The sequence below is a fragment of the Stenotrophomonas maltophilia genome, from assembly GCF_013464485.1.
Taxonomy (GTDB): Bacteria; Pseudomonadota; Gammaproteobacteria; order Xanthomonadales; family Xanthomonadaceae; genus Stenotrophomonas; species Stenotrophomonas maltophilia_AW.
The window spans coordinates 54,660-68,458 of record NZ_RAUX01000042.1 but is presented as its reverse complement, the minus strand read 5'-3'; the positions used below and the strand labels follow the sequence as shown (position 1 = coordinate 68,458).

The following is a 13,799-nucleotide window of genomic DNA, read 5'->3' as shown; positions in this document are numbered from 1 at the left end:
TGGCGGAGCGGACGGGACTCGAACCCGCGACCTCCGGCGTGACAGGCCAGCATTCTAACCAGCTGAACTACCGCTCCACACTCAAACTTCTACTACGGTGCTGTGGTGGGTGCTGAGGGTTTCGAACCCCCGACCCTCTCCGTGTAAAGGAGACGCTCTACCGCTGAGCTAAGCACCCCAGCGAGCCGCTTAGTTTACAGCATCCTTCAGGGCCTTACCAGCCTTGAACGACGGATTCTTCGAAGCAGCGATCTTGATGGTGTCGCCGGTCTTCGGGTTGCGGCCGGTGCGCGCAGCACGGTCGCGGACCTGGAAGGTACCGAAGCCGACCAGGGTGACCGCATCGCCGTCCTTCAGCGCCTTGGTGACGGCAGCAACGACGGCATCGACAGCGCGGCTGGACTCGGCCTTGGTCAGGTCGGCAGCTTCAGCAACGGCATCGATCAATTCGGTCTTGTTCATTCTCTACAACTCCTTTGGCGGTGGGTTCCGCTTATTCGACAGGGAAGCAACCGCACGCCTTCTGCATGCGGCCGCCATGTGGAAACGGTTCGCCGATTCAGTCATCGCTGACAGCGATCACTCATTCGCGAGTGCTGCTTTTATACCAGCGGCCCTACCCCCACGCAAGCTGGAAAGCCAGCAACGACGCGGGTTTCAGGCCGTTGGACAGCGCGCGTCAATGCTTGACGCGCGCGCTTCCACTCGGTTTGGCCTTGCTGCGCACCGTGACACGTTGCGCACTCTTGCGCGCCTTCTTGGGTGCCAGCGGACGCTCCAGTGCCAGGTCCAGGACTTCTTCGATGTACTTCACCGGCACGATCTCCAGATCGCGGGTGACGTTGGCCGGAATGTCGGCCAGGTCCTTGCGGTTCTCTTCCGGGATGATGACGGTGCGGATGCCGCCACGCAGTGCGGCCAGCAGCTTCTCCTTCAACCCACCGATGGCAGTGACACGACCACGCAGGGTGATCTCGCCGGTCATCGCCACGTCGGCACGCACCGGCACCTTGGTCAGCATCGACACCAGCGAGGTGACCATCGCCGCGCCGGCGCTCGGGCCGTCCTTCGGCGTGGCGCCATCGGGCACGTGCAGGTGCACGTCGTGCTTCTGCAGGAAGTCGCTGTCGATGCCGAAGCCGACCGCGCGCGAACGCACCACCGACAGCGCCGCCGAAGCCGACTCCTTCATCACGTTGCCGAGCTGGCCGGTCAGGATCAGCTGGCCCTTGCCCGGCACCAGCGTCGATTCGATCTGCAGCAGATCACCACCCACTTCAGTCCAGGCCAGACCGGTAACCAGGCCGATCTCGTTTTCTTCCTCGGCACGGCCGAAATCGAAGCGACGCACGCCCAGGTATTTATCCAGGTTCTTGCTGGACACGCTCACCAGCGCCTTCTTCTTCGCCCCCTTCTTCGCCTTCGCCACAGGCTGCGGGCCGGCCAGCGCGATCTCCTTCACCACCTTGCGGCAGATCTTGGCGATCTCGCGTTCCAGGTTGCGCACGCCCGATTCGCGCGTGTAGTAGCGCACGATGTCCTGGATGGCATCGCTGCCGATCTCCAGTTCTTCCGGCTGCAGGCCGTTGGCCTTGATCTGCTTGGGCACCAGGTAACGGGTGGCGATGTTGAGCTTCTCATCCTCGGTGTAGCCGGGGATGCGGATCACTTCCATGCGATCCAGCAGCGGGCCCGGAATGTTGAGCGAGTTCGAGGTGGCCACGAACATCACTTCGGAAAGGTCCAGGTCCACTTCCAGGTAGTGGTCGTTGAAGGCGTTGTTCTGCTCCGGGTCCAGCACTTCCAGCAGCGCCGAGGATGGATCGCCACGGAAGTCCATCGACATCTTGTCGATCTCATCCAGCACGAACAGCGGATTCTTGCTGCCCACCTTGTTGAGGTTCTGCACGATGCGGCCCGGCATCGAACCGACGTAGGTACGACGGTGGCCACGGATCTCGGCCTCGTCGCGCACGCCGCCCAGCGACATGCGCACAAACTTGCGGTTGGTGGCCTTGGCGATGGACTGGCCCAGCGAGGTCTTGCCCACGCCCGGCGGCCCGACCAGGCACAGGATCGGGCCCTTCATCTGCTTCACGCGCGACTGCACGGCCAGGTATTCAAGGATGCGTTCCTTGACCTTCTCCAGGCCGTAGTGATCGGCGTCCAGGGTGTCCTGCGCAGCCTTGAGGTCCTTGCGCACCTTGCTGCGCTTCTTCCACGGCACGCCCAGCAGCCACTCCAGGTAGTTGCGCACGACGGCCGCTTCGGCCGACATCGGCGACATCTGCTTGAGCTTGTTCAGTTCGTTGCGCGCCTTGGCTTCAACGGCCTTCGGCATGCCGGCTTCGGCGATCTTGCGGGCCAGCTCTTCCAGCTCGCCCGGTGCGTCGTCCAGGTCACCCAGTTCCTTCTGGATGGCCTTCATCTGTTCGTTGAGGTAGTACTCGCGCTGGCTCTTCTCCATCTGCGACTTCACCCGTCCGCGGATGCGCTTCTCCATCTGCTGCACGTCGATCTCGCCGTCGACTAGGCCGACCAGCATCTCCAGACGGTCGCCCACGGCCAGCGTTTCCAGCAGGCGCTGCTTGTCGGCCAGGCGCACGCTGATGTGCGCGGCGATGGTGTCGGCCAGGCGCGCCGGCTCATCGATGCCCGACAGCGTCTGCAGCAGTTCCGGCGGCAGCTTGCGGTTGGTCTTCACGTACTGCTCGAACAGCGACATCAGCGAGCGCGCGATCGCCTCGACTTCGCGCGCTTCGCGCTCGTCGGTGGCGTCGATCTCCACGGCCTGGCCGTGCAGCGAGCCGTTGCGCTCGTCGACGTGGGTGACCTGCACGCGCGACAGGCCTTCAACCAGCACCTTGATGGTGCCGTCGGGCAGCTTCAGCAGCTGCAGCACCTGCGCCAGCGTACCGACCTGGTAGAGGTCGGCCGCATGCGGGTCGTCGGTCTCGGCCGACTTCTGCGCCAGCAGCAGGATGCGCTTGTCCGATTCCATTGCCTGTTCGAGCGCGTGCATGGACTTGTCACGGCCGACGAACAGCGGGATGACCATGTGCGGGAACACCACTACGTCGCGCAGCGGCAGGACCGGCAGGTCGAGGGTTTCACTTGGGGAACGGGCCATGGGGGCTCCAGGGAAGGGGAAAACCGCCTCCGGGAGGGCATCTTCCGGAGACAAAAAAAGCCGATGGCCCCGTTATGGGGCCATCGGCTTTCAGATGCAAGGCATTCCTTGAAAATCCTTTCCAATCAACAACCTGGAAGGATCACTCGGCGCCTGCGGCCTTCTGTTCAGGGGCCGCCGGGGTCTGGTAGATCAGGTACGGCTCGGACTTGTGCTCGATCACCGACTCGTCCACCACCACCTTGCTGACGTTTTCCTGCGACGGCAGGTCGTACATGGTGTCCAGCAGGACCGATTCGACGATGGTGCGCAGGCCACGGGCACCGGTCTTGCGCTTGAGCGCCTTGCGGGCAATGGCCGACAGCGCGTCCGGACGGAACTCCAGCTCGACGTTCTCCATCTCGAACAGTTTCTTGAACTGCTTGGTGATGGCGTTCTTCGGCTCGGTCAGGATCTTGATCAGGGCCGGCTCGTCCAGCTCCTCCAGGGTCGCCACCACCGGCAGGCGGCCGACGAACTCGGGGATCAGGCCGAACTTGATCAGGTCTTCCGGCTCGACTTCGGCCAGCACCTTGCCCACTTCCTGCTTGCGCTCGCTGCTCTTCACCTTGGCGCCGAAGCCGATGCTGCCGACGTCGGTGGAACGGGCCTGGATCACCTTGTCCAGCCCGGCGAACGCGCCGCCGCAGATGAACAGGATGTTCTTGGTGTCCACCTGCAGGAATTCCTGCTGCGGATGCTTGCGCCCGCCCTGCGGCGGAACGCTGGCCACGGTGCCTTCGATCAGCTTCAGCAGGGCCTGCTGCACGCCTTCGCCGGACACATCGCGGGTGATCGACGGGTTCTCGCTCTTGCGCGAGATCTTGTCGATTTCATCGATGTAGACGATGCCCTGCTGCGCCTTCTCGACGTCGTAGTCGCACTTCTGCAGCAGCTTCTGGATGATGTTCTCCACGTCCTCGCCCACGTAACCGGCTTCGGTCAGCGTGGTGGCGTCGGCCATGGTGAACGGCACGTTGAGCAGGCGGGCCAGGGTCTCGGCCAGCAGGGTCTTGCCCGAACCGGTCGGACCGACCAGCAGGATGTTCGACTTCGCCAGTTCGACGTCGTCGTTCTTCTGCCGGCTCTCGATGCGCTTGTAGTGGTTGTACACGGCCACGGCCAGGGTGCGCTTGGCGCGGTTCTGGCCGATCACGTACTGGTCGAGCACCTCGAGGATCTCGCGCGGCTTCGGCAGCGAACTGCGCGCCGACTGCGCCTTTTCCTCAAGCTCCTCGCGGATGATGTCGTTGCACAGCTCCACGCATTCATCACAGATGAACACGCTCGGACCCGCAATCAGCTTGCGCACTTCATGCTGGCTCTTGCCGCAGAAAGAGCAGTAGAGGATCTTGCCGGTGTCCGTGGAACGACCTTGGCGGTCTTCGCTCATGCTTCGCTTACCCAGTTACCCCACCCGCTGAACGGGGGTTCGATTCGAGAATAGCACAGGGCCGAGGGGACACCAGTCCCGCCCGACCCTGCAGGAACGGGGCCTCCATGGCCCCGTGAAGGCCGGTCAGCCGGCCTGGATCGACTCATCCGGACGACGCTCCAGGACCTGGTCGACCAGACCGTAGGCCTGCGCCTCGAAGGCGCTCTTGAAGTTGTCGCGCTCGGTGTCACGGGCGATCGTCTCCAGCGACTGGCCGGTGTGCTTGGCCAGCACCTCGTTCAGGCGCGAACGCAGGGTCAGGATCTCACGCGCGTGGATGTCGATGTCGGTGGCCTGGCCCTGGTAGCCGCCCAGCGGCTGGTGGATCATCACGCGCGAATTCGGCAGCGCATAGCGCTTGCCGGCTTCGCCCGCGGCCAGCAGCAGGGCGCCCATCGAGGCGGCCTGGCCGATGCAGGTGGTGCTCACATTCGGCTTGATGTACTGCATGGTGTCGTAGATCGCCATGCCGGCGGTGACCACGCCACCCGGCGAGTTGATGTAGATGTTGATGTCCTTTTCCGGGTTTTCCGATTCCAGGAACAGCAACTGCGCCACCACCACGTTGGCCATGTGATCGTCGATCGGGCCCACGAGGAAGATCAGGCGCTCCTTCAACAGGCGCGAATAGATGTCGTAGGCACGCTCGCCGCGGCTGGTCTGCTCGACCACCATCGGAACCAGGTTCAGGGCTTTGGTTCGGTTGTCCATTACGTGAGGTACCTATCTTGGGGGGCAACAACCCCGCGCCGGCAAAGGCGCGGGGCATCCGGTGATCCGCCCGGGCTTACTGGCGGATCGCGTCCTGGAACGACAGCTTCTCTTCGGTGTGCTGGGCACGCTCGGCGATCCAGTCGATCACCTGCTCTTCCATCACACGGTTCTGCAGGCCAGACATCAGCTGGGGGTCGTTGCGGTACATCTCAATGACCTGCTCCGGCTCTTCGTAGGTCGAAGCGATCAGACGCATCGTTTCGTTCAGGCGCTTGGCTTCCAGGCGCAGGTCGTTGATGCGGGCCACTTCACCGACCAGCAGGCCGACCAGCACGCGCTTGGCAGCGGCGTCCTTGAAGCCTTCGTGGGCGTCGGCCGGGATCTCGCCGACGTTCTGGCCATTGCGGCGGATCTGCTCGACCTGCTGGGCCAGCATGGCGCGGGCTTCGTTCTCGACCAGGCGCGGCGGCATTTCCACCGAGGAATAGGCGGCGATCAGCTGCTCGCCGACTTCGCGGCGCAGACGGTTCATCAGGGCGCCCTTCAGCTCGCGCTCCAGGTTGGCGCGGATGTCGCTGCGGAACTGCTCCACATCGCCGCCCTTCACGCCGAAGCTCTTGATGAACGCTTCGTCGACCGCCGGCACGACCGGCTCGGAGACTTCGGCCACCTTGACGGTGACCTGCACGGTCTTGCCGGCCAGCACCGGCACGCGCCAGTCAGCCGGGAACTCGACGTCCAGGGTCTTCTCTTCACCCTTGGCCAGGCCGACCAGGCCCTTTTCGATGGTTTCGAACATCATGCCCTGGCCGAGCACGATCGAGCCCTTCTCGGTGCCCTCGGCCGGCAGGCGCTCTTCGCCGGCCTGCGACCAGGTTTCCACCGCGACCAGGTCACCGTCCTGCGCGCCACGGCTGACCGGGGCCCAGGTACGACGCTGGTTCTGCAGGTTCTCGATCATCTGGTCGATGTCGGCGTCGGTGATTTCCGCACTGTGCCGCACGACGGTCAGCTTGCTGACGTCGATGTCGCCGAAGTCCGGCACCACTTCCACGGTGGCCACGAAGGAGAACTCACCCTCGTCGCCCTTGTCGATGCGCGGGCTGCCGACGATGCGCAGGTCATGCTCGCGCACGGCCGCGTCGAAGGTTTCGCGCAGCAGGCCGTCCAGCGCCTCGCCACGGACCTGCGCGCCGAAGCGCTGCTCGATCACCTTGGCCGGCACCTTGCCCGGACGGAAACCCTTGATGCGGGTGGTACGGGCGATTTCGCCCAGGCGGCCGACGATGTGGCTCTGCAGACGCTCTTCCGGCAGCGAGAAGCTCAGGCGGCGTTCCAGGTTGCCGGTGGATTCGATCGAAGCTTGCATGTTGACTCCTGCCACCGGTGGCCCAGGCCCCCGGCTCGATGATTGGGATGAAACGGTTGTAAGGACACGACGTCTGGGACGCGCCTGCTTGCCGCAGCCCTTTAGTTTCGCCCAATTCGGCGTGCACTGCCAGCGCGTGCCGGTCAAGGGGGCGCAGCGGGCCCGATCAGGGCGGGGACAGGCCGGCACTGGTGCGAAAGGGGGGACTCGAACCCCCACGCCTTGCGGCACTGGAACCTAAATCCAGGGCGTCTACCAATTCCGCCACTTTCGCGTGGCCGGCACAGGGGTTGATTGTCGCAGGCAGGGGCCGGAAGCGGAAGGCCTGCACAAAACTGAATCCAGTGCCGCCCCGGTCACGAGCGACCGGGGCGGCACGCCCTCACGGCAGCGGTTCCGCCCGCGCTGGGGCCGTCCCCACACCCTGCCCGGCCATTGCATCCGCCTTTCGGATCTCAATACCGCCGTCATCGGTCCGGCGCAGCTGTACCGCTTCGGGCTGGGTCACGCCCTCGGCCGGCGCTGCTGGCTGCATCGGCATTGCATCACTGACCGGACGTGCGGGGATGTACTGTGCATCGGCGTCGCGCTGGACGGTCTGCGCCGGGTCACTGGCCTCGCTGCAGGCGGCGAGCGCCACCAGCGCGAGCGGAACCAGCGCCCATGAAGCGCGAGCGCGTCGGTTGATATCGGCCATCAGATTCTCCTTCATGCATGCGCCGTCGGCGCGGAAGAACCATTGGGTGCGATGCAGGGTGCGAAACGGTGAGAAGCAGCGCACAGCATTGAAAACACTGATGACGCATATGTCCCTGGTTTCATCACCGCTTCAGTAGACCCCTGCAGCCAGCACCGCTGGCACCCGCAGATGCCACCCAACGAACGGGCAAGAAAAAAGCCACTTGGCGAACCAAGTGGCTTTCGTCTGGTGGGCTGTCAAGGATTCGAACCTTGGACCTATTGATTAAGAGTCAACTGCTCTACCAACTGAGCTAACAGCCCGAAATCGGGGCGCGAATTATGACCCGATCCGCCCGGAGGGTGCAAGCACTTTTTTCAACGTCGTTGAAACCAGCACCGCGGTCCCACTGCTGCGGCAGATCCACGCCAGGCGGGGCTCTGCAGCAGGTGATCCATCGAAACGAAGGGGTCACACCTATAAGAAAAAAGCCACCTGGCGTACCAGGTGGCTTCCATCTTGGTGGGCYGTCAAGGATTCGAACCTTGGACCTATTGATTAAGAGTCAACTGCTCTACCAACTGAGCTAACGGCCCGTGAAACTCAGACGCACATCATAGCGTGCTTTCTGTTTATTGCAATACCGTTTCGGCTACGCCGATGCGGTTGAATCAGTGGGGTGGCTGAGGGGATTCGAACCCCCGACCACCGGAATCACAATCCGGTACTCTAACCAACTGAGCTACAGCCACCACTGAAACTTTTGTTCCCTCGCCGATATCAGCTGGCGCTGGAACTTCAAACCTTTGCCCGGGGACTGTCACCAAAGTTCCGGTCCGCCGAAGCGAGTCCGATATTCTGGTGGAGTCCTTGCGCTTTTGCAAGCACTTCTTCACATTCCGCCGATGCGATCCCGGTACCTCGCCAATGGCGCGCCCGACAGGAATCGAACCTGTAACCGCCGGCTTAGAAGGCCGGTGCTCTATCCAGTTGAGCTACGGGCGCCCGAACCGGAACGGCGTCCAATCCGACGTGATGTGGGATTGGTCGGGGTAGAGGGATTCGAACCCCCGACATCCTGCTCCCAAAGCAGGCGCGCTACCAGACTGCGCTATACCCCGGTCTTGCAATCCCCTTGGGCCAGGCCCGCGGAGCTGGTCATTGTGGCCAAGCACATCGGGAACTGTCAACGCAGGATGCACAGACCGGACACCTGCCACGGCGCCGGAAGCAGCCATCGGCTATGCTCCCGTCCATCGGCCGGACGGCCGTCCTGACCCTCATTCGCACGGAGAACGCGCATGCGCAGCGGCAACCCGGCTCTTTCCGAGTCCACCTTCCTCGACCTCGCCAGCGGCTCGGTGGTGACCAGCCCCGACCAGGCCATGTCCCTCAACGGCACCGTCAACAAGACAGGTTTCCTGCTGCTGTTGACCGTGCTGACGGCGGCCTTCGCCTGGAACCAGACCATCGATGACTATGGTCAGGTCATGGCTGGGGCCAAGCTGTACGCCATGGGCGGTGCAATCGGTGGCCTGGTGCTGGCACTGATCACCATCTTCAAGAAGGAATGGTCGCCGGTCACCGCGCCGATGTACGCACTGGTCGAAGGGCTGTTCCTGGGTGCCATCTCGGCCGTGTTCAACGCCAAGTTCCCGGGCATCGTGTTCCAGGCCGTGCTGCTGACCTTCGGCACCTTGTTCGCGCTGCTGATCGCCTACCGCAGCGGCGTGATCAAGGCCACCGAGAACTTCAAGATGGGCGTGGTCGCTGCCACTGGCGGCATCGCCCTGCTCTACCTGGCGTCGTTCGTGCTGGGCTTCTTCAACATCAACGTGCCGGTGATCCATGACTCCAGCTGGCTCGGCATCGCCTTCAGCCTGTTCGTGGTGGTCGTGGCCGCGCTGAACCTGGTGTTGGACTTCGACTTCATCGAGACCGGGGTCGCCCAGCGTGCACCGAAGTACATGGAGTGGTATGGCGCATTCGGCCTGATGGTGACCCTGGTCTGGCTGTATGTGGAGTTCCTGCGCCTGCTGTCGAAGATCCAGCAGCGCTGAGCCGCACCATGCCGTAAACGACAAAGGGCGCCCTCGTGGCGCCCTTTATCGTTCTTCCCTCAGCGCGCCAGCAGTACCGGCAGCGAAGACGCCAGCAACGCGATGCCGGAGGCGGTCAGCAGGCTCAGCACGACCTGTCGGAAACGTGCCTCGCTGATGCCGATGTAGACGCGCGCGCCCAACAGCGTCGGCACCAGCATCGCCGGTGCCACGATGGCGAAGTACGGCAGCATCTGCCGCGTCACCAGGCCACTTCCGACATAGGTGGCCATGGTCACCGCCAGCATCGCCAGATTGAAATTCTGGATGACCGCCCGCTGCTCGTCCTTGCCGAAGCCACGCAGCGTGCTCCACAGCGTCGGCACCGGTCCGGCGAAACCGCCAATGCCGCTGAGCACCCCCCCGGCCATGCCGGCGATCGCATCGCCCACGCGGCCGCCAACGGTGACCGGCGGCAACGACCGCGCCATCAGCATCACCGGGCACCACAGTGCCAGGAAGCCGCCCAGCAGCGCCTTGAACCAGACCATGTCCAGCTGCGGCAGCACCATCACGCCCAGCGGAATGCCGGCCAGCCCGCCCAGCACGAAGGGCAGCAGCAGGCGCAGGTTGAAGCCGCGGCGCACGGTGAACACTGCAACCAACTGCCCGACCAGCGCACCGAACACCGACAGTGTGGCCGCCAGCCGCGGCTCCAGCCCCCATGCCCAGAACGACATCGCCACCATGCCGAAGGCGAATCCGGACAGCCCCTGCACGAACCCGGCAACGATCGCCCCAAGTGCGACCAGCAGATACACCGACTCCATCACCACCTCGGTTGCAACCGCGCGGCTACCCTGCCGCGCCCACCTGTGCAGCGTAGTGCGCTGCAAGGTGCTCGACCAGCGCGCGCACTTTCGGTGCCAGCGCACGTGCATGCGGATACAGCGCGAAGTAGCCGCGCTGCCCGGCATGCCAGGCCGGCAGTACGCGGATCAAACGGCCGGCGCGCAGGTCTTCCTGTACGGTCAGTGCAGTGAACAGGCTGATGCCCATTCCGGCCAGCGCGGCGGCATGCAGCGCGGGCGTGGCATCCACGCGCAGGCGCTGGCCGGCCTCGATGCTCACGCAGGTACCGCGCGGCCCCTGCAGCTGCCAGGGCGGCATTGACGGCGTGGGACTGAATCCCAGCAGCGTATGTTGTTCGAGATCCGCAGCCTGCCGCGGCAGACCACGACGTGCCAGATAGGCCGGCGCGGCTACCAGGATGCGCGGGCAGCTGGCCAGTTCGCGCGCGACCAGCTGGCTGTCCGGCAACGAGGGCGCGATGCGCAGGGCCAGGTCGAAACCGCCCCCCACCACGTCGACCAGTTGATCATCGGCTGACAGGTCCAGCGAGACCTGCGGGTAGCGCTGCAGGAACGACGGTAGCCACTGGGGCAGCTCCTGGCTGGCGACCACCTGCGGCACGCTGATGCGTACGGCGCCACTGGGCTGTACCTGCCCGGCGCGCGCGCGGTCGTCCGCTTCCTGCAGGCGATCGAGCAGCACGCCCGCCTCCCGGTAGTAATCGCGCCCGGCTTCGGTCAACGACAGCCGCCGACTGTTGCGATCGAGCAGGCGAACCTGCAGGTGATCTTCCAGCTGCCGCAGTTGCCGTGACATCGCCGAGTGGGTCGTGCCCAGGCGTTCAGCCGCAGCGGTGAAGCTGCCGGCGTCGACGATGGCGCGCAGCGCACGCAGGGCGGCGAAATGATCCATCAGCGAGCGGCTCCACCTGGCAGGGCCCACGGCATGCGGGCCCTGCCAGCTTATCAAGCGCCGTCGCCGGCCTTGTGCACCGGCAGCGCCAGGATCGCGTCGGTACGCATGACATCACCGAAGGTGTCTTCGATCTGCGCCAGCGATGCCTCATGCAGCACGCGATGTTCGATGCGACGGCCATCGGCCAGGTCCAGGTCACGGCTTGCGCTGGCATCGGACGATACGATCACCCGGTAGCCGCGCGGAGCCGCCGCCGCGTCGCGCGCCGCACCGGCCACGCAGGCATGGGTCTGCAGGCCAGTGACGATCAGGGTGTCGATACCGGCTTCCTTCAGCACCGTGTCGAGCACCGCGGCCGAGTTGCCAGCAAACACGCTGACGTTGTCCTTCTGCACCACGGTCTCACCCTTGCGCGGCTGCAGGTCGCGATGGAAGGCGGCATTGACGCTGCCCTGCGCGAACAACGGCGCGCCGGCCGGCAACACGTGCTGCACGTGGATCACGCGGATGCCATGGGCATCGGCGAACTCGACCACCCGCTTCGCCTGGCGCAGCGCCGCCGCGCCATCGGGGATGACCATGCGGCCACCGGCAAAACCGGGCGCGGCGCTGGCGTCGAAGTACTCGTTCTGGAAGTCGATCACCAGCACGGCGGTCTTCGCTGCATCCAGCGAGGTCGCGACCGGCGCGCCCGCCATGTGGCGGATGGTGGGATGGGACGGTTCGGCGGCGGCGACCGGGGCGGTGGCGGCCATGCCGATCAGGCTGGCCAGGCCGAAGGCGGTGAGGTTCATGGTGCGGATTCCTGCGCGGTGGGTGTGGGGCACAGGATGCGGAGCGGTTGGCGCACGAACCAGCCATGTAACGGCACATGATCTGTGCAAATTTCGCACAGAATGTCCTTGTAGCGTCGAGCCATGCTCGACTACGCAGGAGCAGTCGAGCATGGCTCGACCCTACTGGGCCAGCTTGACCCCATTGAGTCGCACGATCATCGCGTGGTCACGACCCAGCACCACTTCGGCGGTATTGCTGCCCGCGCGCACGGCACGTGCAAGGCCCGCCGGATACTTCACTGGGACGCCGGCCAGGGTCTGCACATGCTGGGCCGGAGAGATCCTGCTCCTGATCACGAACTCGGCACAGCTGCCTTCGAGCAGATACACAGGCGATCCTGCCGGAAATTCGATCAACCGCAGGATGCGCGCCTCGCCCTCCTGCATGCTGCGGAGGGGCGCCCCCTGCGTCCGCAGGCGGCGCAGCGCGCGCTGGGCGCGGGACCACGGCCAGTAGAAGATGGCGTAGATCGCCACGCCGACAGCATAGACGGCAACGGCCGCCACGACCCACACGGCCGCCTCAGGCATCTGAAAAAATCCTGTCGGTGAAAAACCGCACTTGAAAACGCAGACGGGCCGTACAAGGACGGCCCGTCTTCAACGCATGCAGGCCCGGACTGGACATCGCCGAGACGATCTCCGGCCGGAACGCCGGCCGCTTACAGGCGGCTGGCGATGGCCTGGGCAAAGCTCATGGTGGTGCCGGTGCCGCCCAGGTCGCCGGTCAGCGAATCCTTGGCTTCCATGGTCGCCACGATGGCCTTGCGCAGGCGCTCGGCATTTTCCGGCTGGCCGACATGGTCCAGCATCTGCGCCGCTGCCAGCAGCAGCGCGCACGGATTGGCCTTGCCCTGGCCAGCGATGTCCGGCGCGGTGCCGTGCACGGCTTCGAAGATCGCTGCGTCCTTGCCGATGTTGGCACCCGGGGCCAGGCCCAGGCCGCCGACGAGGCCGGCGCACAGGTCGGAGATGATGTCGCCGAACAGGTTGGTGGTGACGATCACGTCGAACTGTTCCGGACGCATCACCAGCTGCATGCAGCAGTTGTCGACGATCATTTCCTGGAATTCGATGTCCGGGTACTGCGCAGCCACTTCACGGGCGACATTCAGGAACAGGCCCGAGGTCGACTTGATGATGTTGGCCTTGTGTACCGCGGTGACCTTCTTGCGGCCGGTGCTCTTGGCCAGCTCGAAGGCGTAGCGCACGATGCGCTCGGAGCCCTTGCGGGTGATGCGGGTGCCGGAGAAGGCGGTCTCGCCGTCGGCCGACACTTCCTGGCCTTCGGCCAGGTAGGCACCTTCGGTATTCTCACGCACGGTGATCAGGTCGACGTTGTCGAAACGCGACTTGGTGTTCGGGAAGGTGTGGGCCGGACGCACATTGGCGTACAGGTCGAAGTGACGGCGCAGGCTGACGTTGATCGAGGTGAAGCCACCACCGACCGGGGTGGTCAGCGGGCTCTTCAGCGCGACCTTGTTGCGCGCGATCGATTCCAGGGTCACCGCCGGCATCAGGTCGCCGTGCTTTTCCAGGGCCACCAGGCCGGCGTCGGCGTCTTCGTACTCCAGGCCAGTCTTGAGCTGGTCGAGCACGAACAGGGTGGCGTCCATGATTTCCGGGCCAATGCCGTCGCCGCGGATGACCGTAATTTTCTGCGTCATTGATCGATGTTCCGAACAGGGGTAAAAACGCCGTCCGGACGTGCCCGGAAACGCCGGCGCAAAGGAAGTTTCACCGGCAATTATGCCTTACCCGGCTCGGAGACCCCAAATAGGCAATTAGTCC

At 64.6% G+C, this 13,799-nt stretch carries 12 protein-coding genes and 8 tRNA genes; 1 reads left to right on the top strand and 19 read right to left on the bottom strand.

Annotated features, from left to right (window positions below; translation table 11 throughout):
- The 14 genes from D7Y61_RS18100 to D7Y61_RS18035 form a co-directional block, all read right to left on the bottom strand.
- Positions 1-77, bottom strand: a tRNA-Asp gene (locus tag D7Y61_RS18100).
- Between the two features lie 26 nt (positions 78-103).
- Positions 104-178: transfer RNA gene (locus tag D7Y61_RS18095), tRNA-Val, on the bottom strand.
- A gap of 11 nt (positions 179-189) precedes the next feature.
- On the bottom strand, positions 190-462 hold the full coding sequence (locus tag D7Y61_RS18090; protein ID WP_004146343.1) for an HU family DNA-binding protein: 273 nt from the start codon (positions 460-462) through the stop codon (positions 190-192).
- Between the two features lie 217 nt (positions 463-679).
- Positions 680-3,130 (bottom strand): endopeptidase La, encoded by a 2,451-nt coding sequence (gene lon, locus D7Y61_RS18085; RefSeq protein WP_180868272.1) that lies wholly within the window; start codon positions 3,128-3,130, stop codon positions 680-682.
- A 142-nt stretch (positions 3,131-3,272) separates the two neighbouring features.
- A complete protein-coding gene (gene clpX / locus D7Y61_RS18080) occupies positions 3,273-4,562 on the bottom strand; it encodes an ATP-dependent Clp protease ATP-binding subunit ClpX (RefSeq protein WP_004154600.1) in 1,290 nt (429 codons plus the stop codon).
- Between the two features lie 126 nt (positions 4,563-4,688).
- On the bottom strand, positions 4,689-5,315 hold the full coding sequence (gene clpP, locus D7Y61_RS18075; RefSeq protein ID WP_004146318.1) for an ATP-dependent Clp endopeptidase proteolytic subunit ClpP: 627 nt from the start codon (positions 5,313-5,315) through the stop codon (positions 4,689-4,691).
- A gap of 76 nt (positions 5,316-5,391) precedes the next feature.
- The gene (gene tig / locus D7Y61_RS18070) at positions 5,392-6,687 is read right to left on the bottom strand and encodes a trigger factor (RefSeq protein WP_049448004.1); all 1,296 of its coding nucleotides are present in this window, start codon (positions 6,685-6,687) and stop codon (positions 5,392-5,394) included.
- Positions 6,688-6,876: 189 nt separating this feature from the next.
- Positions 6,877-6,961: transfer RNA gene (locus D7Y61_RS18065), tRNA-Leu, on the bottom strand.
- A gap of 108 nt (positions 6,962-7,069) precedes the next feature.
- Positions 7,070-7,384, bottom strand: coding sequence for a hypothetical protein (locus D7Y61_RS18060; RefSeq protein ID WP_180868270.1), 315 nt, complete (start codon positions 7,382-7,384; stop codon positions 7,070-7,072).
- A gap of 229 nt (positions 7,385-7,613) precedes the next feature.
- Positions 7,614-7,689, bottom strand: a tRNA-Lys gene (locus D7Y61_RS18055).
- A gap of 197 nt (positions 7,690-7,886) precedes the next feature.
- A tRNA-Lys gene (locus D7Y61_RS18050) sits at positions 7,887-7,962 on the bottom strand.
- A 79-nt stretch (positions 7,963-8,041) separates the two neighbouring features.
- A tRNA-His gene (locus tag D7Y61_RS18045) sits at positions 8,042-8,118 on the bottom strand.
- Between the two features lie 176 nt (positions 8,119-8,294).
- Positions 8,295-8,371, bottom strand: a tRNA-Arg gene (locus D7Y61_RS18040).
- Between the two features lie 39 nt (positions 8,372-8,410).
- Positions 8,411-8,487: transfer RNA gene (locus D7Y61_RS18035), tRNA-Pro, on the bottom strand.
- 180 nt (positions 8,488-8,667) lie between these two features.
- On the opposite strand from D7Y61_RS18035, the gene D7Y61_RS18030 reads away from it, so the two are divergent.
- Entirely contained in the window at positions 8,668-9,426 is a 759-nt protein-coding gene (locus D7Y61_RS18030) for a Bax inhibitor-1/YccA family protein (protein ID WP_180868268.1), read from the top strand.
- Positions 9,427-9,485: 59 nt separating this feature from the next.
- On the opposite strand, the gene D7Y61_RS18025 is transcribed toward D7Y61_RS18030, so the two are convergent.
- From D7Y61_RS18025 to D7Y61_RS18005, 5 genes are all read right to left on the bottom strand, one after another.
- Positions 9,486-10,235, bottom strand: a complete 750-nt coding sequence (locus D7Y61_RS18025) for a sulfite exporter TauE/SafE family protein (RefSeq protein WP_180868267.1) — start codon at positions 10,233-10,235, stop codon at positions 9,486-9,488.
- Positions 10,236-10,260: 25 nt separating this feature from the next.
- On the bottom strand, positions 10,261-11,169 hold the full coding sequence (locus D7Y61_RS18020; protein WP_180868265.1) for a LysR family transcriptional regulator: 909 nt from the start codon (positions 11,167-11,169) through the stop codon (positions 10,261-10,263).
- A gap of 53 nt (positions 11,170-11,222) precedes the next feature.
- Positions 11,223-11,966, bottom strand: coding sequence for a cysteine hydrolase family protein (locus tag D7Y61_RS18015; RefSeq protein WP_180868264.1), 744 nt, complete (start codon positions 11,964-11,966; stop codon positions 11,223-11,225).
- A 162-nt stretch (positions 11,967-12,128) separates the two neighbouring features.
- Positions 12,129-12,539 carry a hypothetical protein gene (locus D7Y61_RS18010; RefSeq protein ID WP_125895358.1) on the bottom strand — a complete coding sequence of 137 codons (411 nt, stop codon included), beginning with the start codon at positions 12,537-12,539 and terminating at the stop codon, positions 12,129-12,131.
- A 131-nt stretch (positions 12,540-12,670) separates the two neighbouring features.
- On the bottom strand, positions 12,671-13,675 hold the full coding sequence (locus D7Y61_RS18005) for an isocitrate dehydrogenase (RefSeq protein ID WP_032129081.1): 1,005 nt from the start codon (positions 13,673-13,675) through the stop codon (positions 12,671-12,673).
- Positions 13,676-13,799: the final 124 nt, after the last annotated feature.

What these genes read in the sequence shown, in the direction of transcription:
- D7Y61_RS18090 (WP_004146343.1), bottom strand. Translation starts at nt 462, where the DNA reads ATGAACAAGACCGAATTGATCGATGCCGTTGCTGAAGCTGCCGACCTG.
- lon (WP_180868272.1), bottom strand. Translation starts at nt 3,130, where the DNA reads ATGGCCCGTTCCCCAAGTGAAACCCTCGACCTGCCGGTCCTGCCGCTG.
- clpX (WP_004154600.1), bottom strand. Translation starts at nt 4,562, where the DNA reads ATGAGCGAAGACCGCCAAGGTCGTTCCACGGACACCGGCAAGATCCTC.
- clpP (WP_004146318.1), bottom strand. Translation starts at nt 5,315, where the DNA reads ATGGACAACCGAACCAAAGCCCTGAACCTGGTTCCGATGGTGGTCGAG.
- tig (WP_049448004.1), bottom strand. Translation starts at nt 6,687, where the DNA reads ATGCAAGCTTCGATCGAATCCACCGGCAACCTGGAACGCCGCCTGAGC.
- D7Y61_RS18060 (WP_180868270.1), bottom strand. Translation starts at nt 7,384, where the DNA reads ATGGCCGATATCAACCGACGCGCTCGCGCTTCATGGGCGCTGGTTCCG.
- D7Y61_RS18030 (WP_180868268.1), top strand. Translation starts at nt 8,668, where the DNA reads ATGCGCAGCGGCAACCCGGCTCTTTCCGAGTCCACCTTCCTCGACCTC.
- D7Y61_RS18025 (WP_180868267.1), bottom strand. Translation starts at nt 10,235, where the DNA reads ATGGAGTCGGTGTATCTGCTGGTCGCACTTGGGGCGATCGTTGCCGGG.
- D7Y61_RS18020 (WP_180868265.1), bottom strand. Translation starts at nt 11,169, where the DNA reads ATGGATCATTTCGCCGCCCTGCGTGCGCTGCGCGCCATCGTCGACGCC.
- D7Y61_RS18015 (WP_180868264.1), bottom strand. Translation starts at nt 11,966, where the DNA reads ATGAACCTCACCGCCTTCGGCCTGGCCAGCCTGATCGGCATGGCCGCC.
- D7Y61_RS18010 (WP_125895358.1), bottom strand. Translation starts at nt 12,539, where the DNA reads ATGCCTGAGGCGGCCGTGTGGGTCGTGGCGGCCGTTGCCGTCTATGCT.
- D7Y61_RS18005 (WP_032129081.1), bottom strand. Translation starts at nt 13,675, where the DNA reads ATGACGCAGAAAATTACGGTCATCCGCGGCGACGGCATTGGCCCGGAA.